We start from the raw sequence: 14,409 nt of genomic DNA, 5'->3' as shown, positions 1-14,409 counted from the left end.
ATAATTATCCTATCGAGGCCGTCTGAATTTCAATACGCCAAGCTCGGAGACAAAGCCGTTTAGGGGGATGTCGTGGGGTTCGGTCGGCAAGGTGTCGGTCAGTTGGCAGCCGAAGCCTACGCCCAAGGTTTGGGTTTGCAGGCGGTATTTCGTGGCGGAGAGGGTGGCGTCGTAATAGCCGCCGGCTTGTCCGAGGCGGTAGCCGCGTTTATCGATGCCGACGATGGGGACCAGCAGCAGGCTGAGTTGGTGGACGCGGATTTTTTTGCCGGTAAATTGGGGTACGCTCAATTTGGCGCGGCCGCGTTTGCGTTCTTGTTTGGTACCGTCGGCAGGGTAGGGGGTGAACCACATCCGCCGTGTGTTCGGTTCGATATAGGGCAGGTAGAGTTTTGCGCCGCGTTTTTGTGCGGCACGGACAAAGCCGTCCAATCGCAATTCCTTGCCCATCGGCCAATACACGCCGATTTTCCGTCCTTTTTTGATGTAGGGTTTGAGCAGGCGGTTGATGGTTTCGGTGGCGGCGTTACGCTCGTCGGCGCTCATTTGGGCGCGTGCGCGGCGGAACTGTTTGCGTAGTGCCGATTTTTCGGGATTCCTCATTTTCAGACGGCCTTTCGGGATTGCGGTAGAATGTTGCGATTATAACGATTTTGTTAACATTCAAACAGGACGCACACGATGTGGCACATTGTCGCCATCGGCTATCTTTTTGTTGCCGTGATGTTTTCCGCCGCGCAGCCGAGTATTGCGCGCGCGTTGATTTATTTGATTTTTTGGGCAGTGTTGCCCACCGTGTTCACGGTCTTCGTCGTGACCATCCGCCGCCGCAACCGCTTGATGAAACGACAGGAGCAGGCGGAGTTTAAGGCGGCCCGCCAAAAGGCGGTACAGACGGATGAAAAACAGGACGGAAAGGTATAAAATCCCTTTTCAGACGGCCTCTTATCCGCTATAATCCGTCAGTTTTCCATTTCGGAAACATGCTTTTATTTTTTTAAACTTATGCCCACTTTCGCCGAAGGGTGCTTGACAATAGGCGCCGCCTATCAAGTTCTATGCGATTGAATGTGTGCTCTTTAACCCTTTCAAGGAAATAACATGTCTCAAATTACTATGCGTCAGATGATTGAAGCCGGTGTTCACTTCGGTCACCAAACCCGTTTCTGGAACCCGAAAATGGCACAATACATTTTCGGTGCGCGCAACAAAATCCATATCGTAAACTTGGAAAAAACCCTGCCGATGTTCCAAGAGGCGCAAGAAGCCGTACGTCGTCTGGTTGCCAACAAAGGTACAGTATTGTTCGTAGGTACCAAACGCCAAGCCCGCGACATCATCCGCGAAGAAGCTACCCGTGCCGGTATGCCTTTCGTTGATTACCGCTGGTTGGGTGGTATGCTGACTAACTACAAAACCGTTAAGCAATCCATCAAACGCTTGGAAGAAAAAACTGCTGCCCTGGAAAACGCTGCTGAAGGCGGTTTCAACAAAAAAGAAATTCTGGAAATGCAACGCGACGTTGAAAAACTGGAACGTTCTTTGGGCGGTATCAAAAACATGAAAGGCCTGCCTGACGCGATTTTCGTTATCGATACCGGCTACCAAAAAGGTACTCTGGTTGAAGCTGAAAAATTGGGCATCCCTGTTATCGCCGTAGTCGATACCAACAATAGCCCTGACGGCGTGAAATACGTTATCCCTGGTAACGATGACTCCGCTAAAGCTATCCGCCTGTACTGCCGCGGCATTGCTGACGCAGTTTTGGAAGGCAAAAACCAAGCGCTGCAAGAAACTGTAGCCGCTGCCCAAGAAGCTGCTGCCGAGTAATTCGGTACACAGAAGAGGGGCGTTATGCCCCTTTTCTCAAATCCCGTTCTGAAATCCGTTTCAGACGGCCACTATTTCCAAACACGGCAATCGCCGTGTTCCCAAAAATCTAGGAGATTCAAAATGGCAGAAATTACTGCAAAAATGGTTGCCGACCTGCGCGCCGCTACCGGCCTGGGCATGATGGAATGCAAAAAAGCCTTGGTTGAAGCTGAAGGCAACTTCGATAAAGCCGAAGAAATCCTGCGTATTAAATCTGGTGCGAAAGCCGGTAAACTGGCTGGCCGTACTGCTGCCGAAGGCGTATTGGCTTACGCGATCAACGGCAATGTCGGTGCATTGGTTGAAGTAAACTGCGAAACCGACTTCGTTGCTAAAGACGCCGGCTTCGTAGAGTTCGCCAACTTCGTTGCTAAAACTGCTGCCGAGAAAAAACCGGCTTCTGTTGAAGAACTGAGCGAACTGGTTGAAGCAGAACGCAAAGCCATCATCGCTAAATTGGGCGAGAACATGTCTGTTCGCCGCTTCCAAGTGATCGACACTGCCAACCAACTGGTTGCCTACATCCACGGTGCTTTGGCTACCGAAGGCGTATTGGTTGAGTTCAAAGGCTCTGAAGACGTAGCACGCAAAATCGGTATGCACATCGTTGCCGCTAAACCACAATGCGTAAGCGAAGCCGAAGTAGATGCTGAAACCGTTGAAAAAGAACGCCACATCTACACTGAACAAGCTATCGCTTCCGGTAAACCTGCCGACATCGCCGCTAAAATGGTTGAAGGCCGTATCCGCAAATTCTTGGCTGAAATCACTCTGAACGGCCAAGCGTTCGTGATGAACCCTGATCAAACTGTTGCCCAATTCGCTAAAGAAAACGGCACTGAAGTGGTTAGCTTCGTACGCTACAAAGTAGGCGACGGTATCGAGAAAGCCGTTGTTGACTACGCAGCCGAAGTTGCTGCCGCTGCTAAAGTGTAAGGCACTTATGAAAAAGAAAGCACCTAGATTCCAAACGAATCAGGGTGCTTTTTTTTGAGAAAACCGTTTACGGTACCTATTTTAAGACGACCGAATATAAAGGCCGTCTGAAAACAAAACAATAATAGAACGACACACCATATCATTGTAATCCGACCGTTTGAAATTCAGACGGCCCAATTCCGACCGACGACATTCAAGAAAGCAAGGTATCCCATGACACAGCAAATCAAATACAAACGCGTATTACTGAAACTCTCCGGCGAATCCCTGATGGGTTCCGATCCGTTCGGCATCAATCACGATACCATCGTTCAAACTGTCGGCGAAATTGCCGAAGTCGTTAAAATGGGCGTGCAAGTCGGTATCGTTGTCGGCGGCGGTAACATTTTCCGCGGCGTATCTGCACAAGCAGGCAGCATGGACCGCGCCACTGCCGACTACATGGGCATGATGGCAACCGTGATGAACGCGTTGGCACTCAAAGACGCATTTGAAACTTTGGGCATCAAGGCGCGCGTACAATCCGCACTTTCCATGCAGCAAATCGCTGAAACTTACGCCCGTCCTAAAGCCATTCAATATTTGGAAGAAGGTAAAGTCGTGATTTTTGCCGCCGGTACCGGTAACCCGTTCTTCACGACCGACACTGCCGCCGCATTGCGCGGCGCGGAAATGAACTGCGACGTGATGCTCAAAGCCACCAACGTTGACGGCGTGTATACTGCAGACCCGAAAAAAGATCCATCAGCAACACGCTACGAAACCATTACTTTTGACGAAGCCTTGTTGAAAAACCTCAAAGTGATGGATGCCACCGCTTTCGCCCTCTGCCGAGAACGCAAGCTCAATATCGTGGTATTCGGCATTGCTAAAGAAGGCTCGCTCAAACGCGTGGTAACCGGCGAAAACGAAGGTACACTGGTTCACTGCTAATCATTGAAAGGCCGTCTGAAACAGCCGAACGGGATACATTCGGCTTTCAGACGGCCTTTTATTTTCAGTCGGTTGAGGTGGGTATTGGCTCATGGTTTGAAAAGGTTAAGAACTTGCTTGACCATAATCCCCAACCGACAATTCGATAACAAAAGGATACTCCATGAATATCACCGTCTTGGCTGTCGGCACGAAAATGCCGCGTTGGGTGGATGAAGCCGTCAGCGAGTACGCCAAACGCTTCGGGCGCGATGTCAATTATGCGCTGAAAGAAATCAAGCCAGAGAAACGCGGCGCGGGTGTGAATGCGGCTCAGGGTATGGCGGCTGAAGAAAAACGCCTGTTGGAAGCCATACCGCAGGGCGCGTTTTTGGTGGTATTGGATGAGCGCGGCAAAGCGCCGACTTCGGTCGAATTGGCACAACATTTGAAAGGCTGGCAGCAAAACGGCGAACACGTCTGCTTTATTATCGGCGGCGCAGACGGCATGACTGACCGTTTGAAACAGCAGGCAAACATGATGATGCGCCTTTCCAGCCTGACCTTGCCGCACGGCATGGTGCGCGTTTTATTGACCGAGCAGCTTTATCGCGCCGTTTCGATTTTGCACAATCATCCGTATCATCGGGAATAATCCGTTTTGATTGCAGGGATAAGACGGCAATGCCGCCTTGTCGGTTTGAAAGGGAATAGGGCAAGTCGGTTTAAAGCGGGGTTGAACCTGTTTTCAGACGGCCTGATTTTTCCGCATGAATCCTTTATAATCGTTTCTTTGATAAATCAACATCTTTCGGGAGAACCCAAATGTCCGATTTCCGTCAAGACTTCCTCAAATTCGCTTTGGCACAAAACGTGTTGAAATTCGGCGAATTTACGACCAAGGCCGGCCGTCAGTCGCCTTATTTTTTCAATGCCGGTTTGTTCAATGACGGCGCATCGACTTTGCAGCTGGCGAAGTTTTACGCCGAGGCCATTATTGCCAGCGGCGTGAAGTTCGATATGCTGTTCGGCCCAGCCTATAAAGGCATTATTTTGGCGGCGGCAACAGCGATGATGTTGGCGGAAAAAGGCGTAAACGTACCGTTTGCCTACAATCGCAAAGAAGCCAAAGACCACGGCGAGGGCGGTGTGTTGGTGGGCGCGCCTTTGAAAGGCCGCGTGCTGATTATCGATGATGTGATTTCCGCCGGTACATCCGTGCGCGAATCGGTCAAACTGATTGAGGCCGAAGGCGCAACGCCTGCCGCAGTGGCCATTGCGCTCGACCGCATGGAAAAAGGCACTGGCGAATTGTCGGCGGTGCAGGAAGTCGAAAAACAATACGGCCTGCCGGTGGTTTCAATTGCCAACTTGAATGACTTGTTCACGCTCTTGCAAAACAATGCCGAATTTGGTGGCTTTTTCGAGCCGGTCAAAGCCTATCGCGAACGTTACGGCGCGGTTTAAACCATAACATCATGCTCAGGTCGTCTGAAACATTTTTCAGACGGCCTGAAACATTGGCTAAAATATATTTTTGATTCAATACACTTACGGAAAATACTCATGCCTGCTTGTTCTTGTCCTCATTGTAAAACACCACATTGGGTGAAAGATGCCCAGTTGAACGTGGCGCAGGGTTTCGTGGTCTGCACGCGTTGTTCGGGGATGTTTAAGGCCAAGGATTATCTGTCGGGCAACCTGCCGGCCGATCCGGCTCATCTGCCTGTGGCGGTAACGGATGTGCGCCTCGTGCATAACATCGGCGCGCAAATCCTCAAACATTCCAAACTCTCGCGCAAAGAAATTTCCGATTTGCTCAACAGCGCGCTCAAGGAAGAGCCTAAGGCGGAAGAGCAGGCGGCGGTCAAAACGCGCAAGGACGGTTTCAACTGGACGTTGGCATCGCTGATTGCGCTGACGGTTTTGATTATGCAACTCTTTTATCTTGCCCTGCTATGAGTGCCATCACCCATTTTGTCGCCAGCTTTCGCGAGGCCGCGCCCTATATCCAATATTTGCGCGGTAAAACCATGGTGGTCGGCGTTACCGACAGCCTGTTGGAAGGCGAAACCCTGATTCGTTTGGCCGCAGATTTGAATCTGTTGGCCAGCTTGGGCTTGCGTTTGGTCTTGGTACATGGTTCGCGGCATTTACTTGACAAATTGGCTTCGGGTCGGAATTTTGTTCCGAAATACAGCGGCAGCCGCCGGATTACCGATGAAGCGACTTTAATGGAAGTGAAGCAGGTGGCGGGGATTATCCGCAGCGATGTGGAAGCCGCCTTGTTCAGCAGCGTATCCGCACAGCAACGGAGCAAGCCGCCGGTTATCGCGTGCGGCAACTTTATTACCGCCCGTCCGTTGGGCGTGATCGACGGCGTGGACATGGGCTATACCGGTACCGTCCGCAAAATCGACGCGGAAGAAATCCGTTTGCGTTTGGATAGCGGCGCGGTGGTGCTTATCAGTCCTTTGGGGCATTCGTACAGCGGCAAAACCTTCAATCTGAGCATGTGCGAAACCGCTCAGGAAGTGGCCATGGCTTTGCAGGCGGAGAAACTGGTTTTCTTGACCGAAGAAACCGGTATCCGCCGAGCCGACGGTTCGTTGGCCAATACTTTGTCTGTCGGCGAAGTGCAGGAACTGATACACGACAATCCCGATGCGCCGGCCGATTTGCTGCATGCGGCGGTAGGCGCGTTGGAAAACGGCGTATCGCGGGTGCAGATTCTCAACGGCCGTGAAGACGGCAGCCTGTTGCGCGAGCTGTTTACCCGCGAGGGCAGCGGTACATCTATTGCGCGTGAGCCGTTTGTTTCCATTCGTCAGGCACGCAGCGACGACATTCCGCACATCATCGCCTTAATCCGTCCGCTGGCGGAACAAGGCATCTTGTTACACCGCAGCCGCGAGTATTTGGAAAACCATATTTCCAGTTTTTCCGTATTGGAACACGATCAAAACATTTACGGCTGCGTGGCGTTGAAAACCTTTGCCGAACCGGACTGCGGCGAATTGGCCTGTCTGGTGGTGTCGCCCGAAGCGCGTGACGGCGGCTACGGCGAATTGCTGTTGGAACATCTGTTTCAAAAAGCACGCGCCTTAAATATCAAAACGCTTTTCGCCTTATCCACGCACACGGGCGAATGGTTTGTCGAACGGGGCTTTCAGACGGCCTCGGCCGATGACCTGCCTGCCGAACGCCGGCAGGAATACAATGCCAACGGCCGCAATTCCAAAGTATTTGTTTATGACTTGCAGGCCGTCTGAAAACCTTAATCCTATTATCCGTTTTTAAAAATTACTCAAATCTTATGTTGAAAATTATCTCTGCCAACGTCAACGGCATCCGCTCCGCCTATAAAAAAGGTTTTTATGAATACATCGCCGCTTCCGGTGCCGACATCGTCTGCGTGCAGGAACTGAAAGCTCAAGAGGCCGACCTGTCAGACGATATGAAAAATCCGCACGGTATGCACGGCTACTGGCATTGCGCCGAAAAGCGCGGGTACAGCGGCGTGGCGGTGTACAGCAAACGCAAACCCGACAATGTGCAAATCGGCATGGGCATTGAAGAATTTGACAGGGAAGGCCGTTTTGTCCGTTGCGATTTCGGCAAGTTGTCGGTAATTTCGCTGTATCTGCCCAGCGGCAGCAGCGCGGAAGAGCGCCAACAAGTGAAATACCGCTTTTTGGACGCGTTCTATCCCATGCTCGAAGCCATGAAAAACGAAGGGCGCGACATCGTCGTCTGCGGCGACTGGAACATTGCCCACCAAAACATCGACTTGAAAAACTGGAAGGGCAATCAGAAAAATTCGGGCTTCTTGCCTGAAGAGCGAGAATGGATAGGCAAAGTCATCCATAAGCTCGGTTGGACGGATATGTGGCGCACACTTTATCCTGATGTGCCGGGCTATACCTGGTGGAGCAACCGCGGACAAGCGTATGCGAAAGATGTCGGGTGGCGTATCGATTATCAGATGGTTACGCCGGAGTTGGCCGCCAAAGCCGTTTCCGCACATGTTTATAAAGACGAAAAATTCTCGGATCACGCCCCTTTAGTTGTGGAGTATGACTATGTTGCCGAATAAGGTTTTGGGTAAATATGATTGGAATATAAACGGCAAAACCGGCGTAGGCGCGGCGTGGGTCGTGGCGGCATTTGTGCTGCCTATGCTGGTGTGGGCGGTGTTTATGCTGGCGCGGATGTCCGGCTGGGTTGCACCGACCAAGGCCAATCCGACTTGGGCGTTGGTATGGCTGCTGTTTTCCCTGCCTTGCCTGCTGATTGCGGCCAAATGCTTTGCTTGGAAGGGTTGGCGGCTGGTTGCCAACATCGTACTTTGTCTGGCGACTTGTGCCATCCTCAGCGTGCCTGCCGCATTGCTGATTGCATTTACACTCAACGACTTGCTCAAATAGGCCGTCTGAAATGCAGAGCTTCGAACTCGAAGAAATGGCACTGTTTCTGATACGCGATGCGGATGAAGCGGAAATGTGGATAGACCGCTGGGCGGTCAGCTATCCGATTGTTCAAACTGCCGAAGCCGATAGTCGGCAAACCATTTCCGAATGGCAACACGCCATTCAGACGGCTTTCGACCATATCGTCAGCAGAAATATTGCCGTCGTGGCTCATGGTGCCGGCGTGTCCGCATTTTTAGCATGGCTGTATCAAGCCGACATCATGACGCAAAAACGCCTGACCAATATTATTTTGGTCTCGCCGCGTCCAGAAGCTTTTCCCGAGGACGAAATCCATACGTTCCAGCGTGTCCGCTGCCCTTGCCGTACAGCGCTGGTTATCGCCGAAACAAACGGCACGCCACGCGATTGGGCGCAAGAACAGGCAGACCGTTGGCATGCACGCCTGCTTCAATCGCCGCATTCCGGCAAGTTAAACGGCGCACTCGGCGGCTGGCAATGGGGCATGAAGCTGATGCAGGAAATGCTGTTGAGTAAATAGTTTGAAGTGTCTATTGATAAACAAAGGCCGTCTGAAACCGATATGTATTTCAGACGGCCTTTGTTTACAAATATCATGTTAAATATAATTAAAAGAAACTATTCTCATTTCTTTTTTGAAGCAATATAATTCGGTTGTTTCGTTAAATTGAGTATAAAAATGCAAATACCATTTCATTTGGCTTTATTACCCACGCTGATTATCGCTTCCTTCCCTGTTGCTGCCGCCGATACGCAGGACAATGGTGAACATTACACCGCTACTTTGCCCACTGTTTCTGTGGTCGGACAGTCCGATACCAGCGTACTCAAAGGCTACATCAACTACGACGAAGCCGCCGTTACCCGCAACGGACAGCTCATTAAAGAAACGCCGCAAACCGTTGATACGCTCAATATCCAGAAAAACAAAAATTACGGCACGAACGATTTGAGTTCCATCCTCGAAGGCAATGCCGGCATCGATGCTGCCTACGATATGCGCGGCGAAAGCATTTTTCTGCGCGGCTTTCAAGCCGACGCATCCGATATTTACCGTGACGGCGTGCGCGAAAGTGGACAAGTGCGCCGCAGCACCGCCAACATCGAGCGCGTCGAAATCCTGAAAGGCCCGTCTTCCGTGCTTTACGGGCGCACCAACGGCGGCGGCGTCATCAACATGGTCAGCAAATACGCCAACTTCAAACAAAGCCGCAACATCGGAGCGGTTTATGGCTCGTGGGCAAACCGCAGCCTGAATATGGACATCAACGAAGTGCTGAACAAAAACGTCGCCATCCGTCTCACCGGCGAAGTCGGGCGCGCCAATTCGTTCCGCAGCGGCATAGACAGCAAGAATGTCATGGTTTCGCCCAGCATTACCGTCAAACTCGACAACGGCTTGAAGTGGACGGGGCAATACACCTACGACAATGTGGAGCGCACGCCCGACCGCAGCCCGACCAAGTCCGTGTACGACCGCTTCGGGCTGCCTTACCGCATGGGTTTTGCCCACCCGAACGATTTTGTTAAAGACAAGCTGCAAGTTTGGCGTTCCGACCTCGAATACGCCTTCAACGACAAATGGCGCGCCCAATGGCAACTCGCCCACCGCACGGCGGCGCAGGATTTCGACCATTTCTATGCAGGCAGCGAAAACGGCAGCCGAATCAAACGCAACTACGCTTGGCAGCAGACCGACAACAAAACCCTGTCGTCCAATTTCACACTCAACGGCGACTACAACATCGGCCGTTTTGAAAACCACCTGACCGTAGGCATGGATTACAGCCGCGAACACCGCAACCCGACCTTGGGTTTCAGCCGCACCTTTTCCGCCTCCATCAACCCCTACGACCGCGCGAGCTGGCCGGCTTCGGGTAGATTGCAGCCCGTTCTCACTCAAAACCGACACAAGGCCGATTCCTACGGCATCTTTGTGCAAAACATCTTCTCCGCCACGCCCGATTTGAAATTCGTCCTCGGCGGCCGTTACGACAAATACACCTTTAATTCCGAAAACAAACTCACCGGCAGCAGCCGCCAGTACAGCGGCCACTCGTTCAGCCCCAACATCGGCGTAGTGTGGAACATCAACCCAGTCCACACACTTTACGCCTCGTATAACAAAGGCTTCGCGCCTTATGGCGGACGCGGCGGCTATTTGAGTATCGACACGTCGTCTGCTGCCGTGTTCAACGCCGACCCCGAGTACACCCGCCAATACGAAACCGGCGTCAAAAGCAGCTGGCTGGACGAACGCCTCAGCACTACGTTGTCCGCCTACCAAATCGAACGCTTCAATATCCGCTACCGCCCCGACGCGCAAAATGATCCCTACACTTGGGCAGTCAGCGGTAAACACCGTTCGCGTGGCGTGGAATTGTCCGCCATCGGGCAAATCATACCCAAAAAACTCTATCTGCGCGGTTCGTTGGGTGTGATGCAGGCGAAAGTGGTTGAGGACAAGGAAAATCCCGACCGAGTGGGCATCCATTTGAATAACACCAGCAACGTTACCGGCAACCTGTTTTTCCGTTATACCCCAACCGAAAACCTCTACGGCGAAATCGGCGTAACCGGTACAGGCAAACGCTACGGTTACGACTCAAGAAATAAAGAAGTGACCACGCTTCCAGGCTTTGCCCGAGTTGACGCCATGCTTGGCTGGAACCATAAAAACGTCAACGTTACCTTTGCCGCGGCCAATCTGCTCAATCAAAAATATTGGCGTTCGGACTCTATGCCGGGTAATCCGCGCGGCTATACTGCCCGGGTAAATTACCGTTTCTGATGAAATCAGGCAAAGGCCGTCTGAAAATAAGGCTATGATCTAAGCCATATTTCAGACGGCCTTTTATAAAGGTTGAAATAAAACTAAACACATTTTTTCACTCAAATCGAACACACCTCCAACAAAATGCCATAAAATCGGCCCATTGATTTGAATGTAAAGAGATACCTATGAAACTGAAAACCTTAGCTTTGACTTCATTGACCCTGTTGGCATTGGCCGCTTGCAGCAAACAGGCTGAAACCAGCGTTCCGGTAGACAGCGCCCAAAGCAGCGCATCTGCTCCGGCAGCCCCTGCCGAATTGACCGAAGGTGTCAATTACACCGTATTGTCCAATCCGATTCCGCAACAGCAGGCCGGCAAAATCGAAGTATTGGAATTCTTCGGCTACTTCTGCCCGCATTGTGCCCATCTTGAGCCGGTTTTGAGCGAGCACATCAAAACGTTTAAAGACGATACCTATATGCGCCGGGAGCATGTCGTGTGGGGTGATGAAATGAAACCTTTGGCACGTTTGGCGGCCGCAGTGGAAATGGCCGGTGAATCAGATAAAGCCAACAGCCATATTTTCGATGCGATGGTTAACCAAAAAATCAATCTGGCCGATACCGATACCCTGAAAAAATGGTTGTCTGAGCAAACTGCATTTGACGGCAAAAAAGTATTGGCTGCATTTGAAGCGCCCGAAAGTCAAGCGCGTGCGGCTCAAATGGAAGAGTTGACCAATAAATTCCAAATCAGCGGCACACCGACCGTTATCGTTGGCGGCAAATACCAAGTCGAATTTAAAGACTGGCAGTCCGGCATGACCACGATTGATCAGTTGGTGGACAAAGTACGCGAAGAGCAGAAAAAGCCGCAATAAGTTGAGGATTGAATGAGCAAAGGCCGTCTGAAAATAGGATTTCAGACGGCCTTTTATATGAGATGTTATAGAAAGAAATGGTTGTTTAAAGCCTCATGGTTTAAATCAGAATGCAAAACAAAAACGCCGTCTGAAATTTCAGACGGCGTTTTCTGTCAAATCGGCTTATAAACCTGGGAACATGCCTTTCATTCCCTTCATGCCTTTGGCCAAGCGCATCAGTTTGCCTAAACCGTTGCCGCTGAACATCTTCATCATTTGCTGCATTTGTTCAAACTGTTTGAGCAATTTGTTCACTTCCTGCACGGTCGTACCCGCACCCATTGCAATACGGCGTTTGCGGCTGGCTTTGAGCAGGGCAGGGTTGGTGCGTTCTTTAGGGGTCATCGAGTTGATGATGGCTTCTACTTTGCCCATCGCTTTTTCAGCCGTGCCTTCGGGGATTTGTTTCGATATTTGGCCTAGTTCGCCTGGCATTTTCGACATCAAGTTTTCCAAGCCGCCCATATTGCGCATCTGTTGGATTTGTTCTTTAAAGTCATTGAGGTCGAAGCCTTTGCCTTTTTGCAGTTTTTTCGCCATTTTGGCAGCGGCTTCTTCATCAATACCTTTTTGAACGTCTTCAATCAGGGTCAATACGTCGCCCATGCCGAGGATACGGCTGGCAAGACGGTCGGGGTGGAAAGGTTCAAGGCCATTGATTTTTTCGCCGACGCCGATAAATTTAATCGGTTTGCCGGTTACATGGCGTACGGACAATGCCGCACCGCCGCGCGAATCGCCGTCCATCTTGGTCAATACGACACCGGTCAGCGGCAGGGCTTCATTAAATGCCTGAGCAGTGTTCACCGCATCCTGACCCAACATGGCATCGATAACGAACAAAGTTTCAACCGGGTTGACCGCCGCATGAAGCGCTTTGATTTCGTTCATCATCTCTTCATCGATTGCCAAACGGCCGGCGGTATCGACCATCAAGACATCGTAAAAATGTTTTTTGGCATAATTGACGGCGGCAGTTGCAATTTCAACCGGTTTTTGGTTGGTATCGGATGGGAAAAAGTCCACGCCGACCTGTTCGGCCAACAGGCGCAGCTGTTCAATCGCGGCAGGGCGGTAAACGTCGGCAGATACCACCAAAACTTTTTTCTTCTGATCGTTTTTCAGCAGGCGGGCGAGTTTGCCGACAGTTGTTGTCTTACCGGCACCCTGCAAACCAGCCATCAAAACGATGGCAGGCGGTGAAACCGATAAATCCAGCGTTTTGTTTTCCTTGCCCATCAGTTCGACTAAGGCTTGGTTGACCACGCCGATAAAGGCTTGGTCAGGCGTCAGGCTACCGACGACTTCTTGGCCAAGGGCCTGTTCTTTGACTGTGTTGACGAATTCTTTAACGACGGGCAATGCAACGTCGGCTTCCAGCAGGGCAAGACGAACCTCGCGCAAGGCTTCTTTAATATTGTCTTCGGTCAGCGTTGATTGGCCGCGAATATTTTTAAGTACCTTGCTGAAGCGGTTGGTCAGGTTGTCTAACATACTTATCCTTGATAATGAGAATAGCTGCCCAATACAGGGCATTCTTTGTTAAAATAAAATTCGGATTATTTTACACGATAGTCCGAAGTTATGCTTCAAGAACACAAACACGACAGCCAGGCCGTCTGAAACCCTAACGGCTGTCCGTCAAGTGTTCATATGTCTATTGAGAAAGTTATTTATGCCGATTGTTTTAATCTGCCTTATGCTGGTGTATGCCGGATTGGGCACATTTTCCTGGTTGCAACATAAAAAGCACAATAATAAGTCTTACCCGCTGAAAACCGAGCTGCTGATTTTGAGTGGCGCATTATTGGTACATGGCGCAGCATTGATGTTCCCAGTATTGCAGGATAGGGTATTGATTACCGGTTTTGGTTATTCGCTCAGTCTGATAGTTTGGCTGATGCTGATGATGTACTGCCTGGGCAGCTTCTTTTATTGTCTGCGCGGGGTGCAGCTCTTATTGTATCCCTGTGCCGCATTGACCTTATTGTTGGGTTTCCTTTTCCCAGGTGATTTTTCAGGCCGCCAAATCGTAGACCTATTGCCGCTGTCGCACATCGCATCATCATTGCTCGCATATGGACTGTTTGGCATCGTTACCTTATTTGCCATCCTGATCCTTTTGCTCGACCGCAATCTGCACAAACGCCGTTTTTCCGCATTGGTCAGCTTCTTGCCGCCATTATTGAGTTTGGAAAAACTCATGTTCCAAGGTATGTGGGCAGGATTCGTCTTATTGACCTATTCCGTTATCAGCGGTACGTTTTTTGCAGAAACCATTTTCGGCAAGCCGATGACCTTCACGCATAAAACCATCTTCAGTATTATGTCGTGGCTGATTTATGGCGCATTATTGTTGAAACACAGCATGACCGCATGGCGCGGCAAAAAAGCTGCCGTTTGGACTATTGTCGGATTTGTCAGTCTGATTTTTGCCTATGTAGGCAGTAAATTCGTCCTAGAAATTGTCCTTCAACGTATTGGATAAATAGAAAACATAAAAAAAGGCCGTCTGAAAGAGCAATTCAGACGGCCT

The 14,409-nt window shown here is 50.8% G+C and carries 16 protein-coding genes; 14 read left to right on the top strand and 2 right to left on the bottom strand.

The annotated features are described in order from the left end of the window. Positions 1-9: 9 nt before the first annotated feature. On the bottom strand, positions 10-603 hold the full coding sequence (locus HMPREF2700_RS04235; RefSeq protein ID WP_070590412.1) for a 5-formyltetrahydrofolate cyclo-ligase: 594 nt from the start codon (positions 601-603) through the stop codon (positions 10-12). Positions 604-681: 78 nt separating this feature from the next. Here HMPREF2700_RS04235 and HMPREF2700_RS04230 point away from each other — a divergent pair, with 78 nt between their 5' ends. From HMPREF2700_RS04230 to HMPREF2700_RS04170, 13 genes are all read left to right on the top strand, one after another. After that, entirely contained in the window at positions 682-924 is a 243-nt protein-coding gene (locus HMPREF2700_RS04230) for a hypothetical protein (protein ID WP_070590410.1), read from the top strand. Between the two features lie 177 nt (positions 925-1,101). After that, positions 1,102-1,830: a 30S ribosomal protein S2 gene (gene rpsB, locus HMPREF2700_RS04225; RefSeq protein WP_002230071.1), complete on the top strand. Its 729-nt coding sequence runs from the start codon at positions 1,102-1,104 to the stop codon at positions 1,828-1,830. 123 nt (positions 1,831-1,953) lie between these two features. After that, positions 1,954-2,808 (top strand): translation elongation factor Ts, encoded by an 855-nt coding sequence (gene tsf, locus HMPREF2700_RS04220; protein ID WP_012779539.1) that lies wholly within the window; start codon positions 1,954-1,956, stop codon positions 2,806-2,808. Between the two features lie 216 nt (positions 2,809-3,024). Further along, entirely contained in the window at positions 3,025-3,744 is a 720-nt protein-coding gene (pyrH, locus tag HMPREF2700_RS04215) for a UMP kinase (RefSeq protein WP_002243681.1), read from the top strand. Between the two features lie 163 nt (positions 3,745-3,907). Then, entirely contained in the window at positions 3,908-4,378 is a 471-nt protein-coding gene (rlmH, locus tag HMPREF2700_RS04210; protein ID WP_049329270.1) for a 23S rRNA (pseudouridine(1915)-N(3))-methyltransferase RlmH, read from the top strand. Positions 4,379-4,548: 170 nt separating this feature from the next. Beyond that, positions 4,549-5,190, top strand: a complete 642-nt coding sequence (gene pyrE, locus HMPREF2700_RS04205; RefSeq protein WP_003682682.1) for an orotate phosphoribosyltransferase — start codon at positions 4,549-4,551, stop codon at positions 5,188-5,190. Between the two features lie 99 nt (positions 5,191-5,289). Next, complete coding sequence (locus HMPREF2700_RS04200; RefSeq protein ID WP_039862294.1) at positions 5,290-5,685, top strand: MJ0042-type zinc finger domain-containing protein; 396 nt, start codon at positions 5,290-5,292, stop codon at positions 5,683-5,685. Beyond that, complete coding sequence (argA, locus tag HMPREF2700_RS04195) at positions 5,682-6,995, top strand: amino-acid N-acetyltransferase (protein ID WP_070590408.1); 1,314 nt, start codon at positions 5,682-5,684, stop codon at positions 6,993-6,995. Before HMPREF2700_RS04200 ends, argA begins: the two co-directional genes overlap by 4 nt. 44 nt (positions 6,996-7,039) lie before the next feature. Further along, the gene (locus HMPREF2700_RS04190; protein ID WP_003684015.1) at positions 7,040-7,819 is read left to right on the top strand and encodes an exodeoxyribonuclease III; all 780 of its coding nucleotides are present in this window, start codon (positions 7,040-7,042) and stop codon (positions 7,817-7,819) included. Further along, entirely contained in the window at positions 7,806-8,150 is a 345-nt protein-coding gene (locus HMPREF2700_RS04185) for a hypothetical protein (protein ID WP_003682692.1), read from the top strand. The genes HMPREF2700_RS04190 and HMPREF2700_RS04185 overlap by 14 nt, the downstream gene beginning before the upstream one ends. Before the next feature lie 10 nt (positions 8,151-8,160). Next, positions 8,161-8,694: an alpha/beta hydrolase gene (locus tag HMPREF2700_RS04180; RefSeq protein WP_070590404.1), complete on the top strand. Its 534-nt coding sequence runs from the start codon at positions 8,161-8,163 to the stop codon at positions 8,692-8,694. A gap of 159 nt (positions 8,695-8,853) precedes the next feature. Then, positions 8,854-10,965, top strand: a complete 2,112-nt coding sequence (locus HMPREF2700_RS04175) for a TonB-dependent receptor (RefSeq protein ID WP_070590401.1) — start codon at positions 8,854-8,856, stop codon at positions 10,963-10,965. Between the two features lie 170 nt (positions 10,966-11,135). Then, on the top strand, positions 11,136-11,831 hold the full coding sequence (locus HMPREF2700_RS04170) for a thiol:disulfide interchange protein DsbA/DsbL (protein ID WP_070590399.1): 696 nt from the start codon (positions 11,136-11,138) through the stop codon (positions 11,829-11,831). Between the two features lie 165 nt (positions 11,832-11,996). On the opposite strand, the gene ffh is transcribed toward HMPREF2700_RS04170, so the two are convergent. Next, positions 11,997-13,367, bottom strand: a complete 1,371-nt coding sequence (gene ffh / locus HMPREF2700_RS04165) for a signal recognition particle protein (protein WP_070590396.1) — start codon at positions 13,365-13,367, stop codon at positions 11,997-11,999. A gap of 181 nt (positions 13,368-13,548) precedes the next feature. On the opposite strand from ffh, the gene ccsA reads away from it, so the two are divergent. Further along, positions 13,549-14,361, top strand: a complete 813-nt coding sequence (gene ccsA, locus HMPREF2700_RS04160) for a cytochrome C assembly family protein (protein WP_070590394.1) — start codon at positions 13,549-13,551, stop codon at positions 14,359-14,361. Positions 14,362-14,409: the final 48 nt, after the last annotated feature.

Origin of the sequence: Neisseria sp. HMSC068C04 (genome assembly GCF_001810105.1) — a bacterium.
Lineage (GTDB): Bacteria > Pseudomonadota > Gammaproteobacteria > Burkholderiales > Neisseriaceae > Neisseria > Neisseria flavescens_B.
The sequence above is the reverse complement of the archived record's forward strand: the minus strand, read 5'-3'. Positions and strand labels throughout refer to the sequence as shown.

Coding starts and splice junctions, on each gene's coding strand:
- pyrH (WP_002243681.1), top strand. CDS start 3,025: ATGACACAGCAAATCAAATACAAACGCGTATTACTGAAACTCTCCGGC.
- HMPREF2700_RS04235 (WP_070590412.1), bottom strand. CDS start 603: ATGAGGAATCCCGAAAAATCGGCACTACGCAAACAGTTCCGCCGCGCA.
- HMPREF2700_RS04180 (WP_070590404.1), top strand. CDS start 8,161: ATGCAGAGCTTCGAACTCGAAGAAATGGCACTGTTTCTGATACGCGAT.
- HMPREF2700_RS04170 (WP_070590399.1), top strand. CDS start 11,136: ATGAAACTGAAAACCTTAGCTTTGACTTCATTGACCCTGTTGGCATTG.
- rpsB (WP_002230071.1), top strand. CDS start 1,102: ATGTCTCAAATTACTATGCGTCAGATGATTGAAGCCGGTGTTCACTTC.
- tsf (WP_012779539.1), top strand. CDS start 1,954: ATGGCAGAAATTACTGCAAAAATGGTTGCCGACCTGCGCGCCGCTACC.
- HMPREF2700_RS04200 (WP_039862294.1), top strand. CDS start 5,290: ATGCCTGCTTGTTCTTGTCCTCATTGTAAAACACCACATTGGGTGAAA.
- pyrE (WP_003682682.1), top strand. CDS start 4,549: ATGTCCGATTTCCGTCAAGACTTCCTCAAATTCGCTTTGGCACAAAAC.
- HMPREF2700_RS04190 (WP_003684015.1), top strand. CDS start 7,040: ATGTTGAAAATTATCTCTGCCAACGTCAACGGCATCCGCTCCGCCTAT.
- rlmH (WP_049329270.1), top strand. CDS start 3,908: ATGAATATCACCGTCTTGGCTGTCGGCACGAAAATGCCGCGTTGGGTG.
- HMPREF2700_RS04175 (WP_070590401.1), top strand. CDS start 8,854: ATGCAAATACCATTTCATTTGGCTTTATTACCCACGCTGATTATCGCT.
- HMPREF2700_RS04185 (WP_003682692.1), top strand. CDS start 7,806: ATGTTGCCGAATAAGGTTTTGGGTAAATATGATTGGAATATAAACGGC.
- argA (WP_070590408.1), top strand. CDS start 5,682: ATGAGTGCCATCACCCATTTTGTCGCCAGCTTTCGCGAGGCCGCGCCC.
- ccsA (WP_070590394.1), top strand. CDS start 13,549: ATGCCGATTGTTTTAATCTGCCTTATGCTGGTGTATGCCGGATTGGGC.
- HMPREF2700_RS04230 (WP_070590410.1), top strand. CDS start 682: ATGTGGCACATTGTCGCCATCGGCTATCTTTTTGTTGCCGTGATGTTT.
- ffh (WP_070590396.1), bottom strand. CDS start 13,367: ATGTTAGACAACCTGACCAACCGCTTCAGCAAGGTACTTAAAAATATT.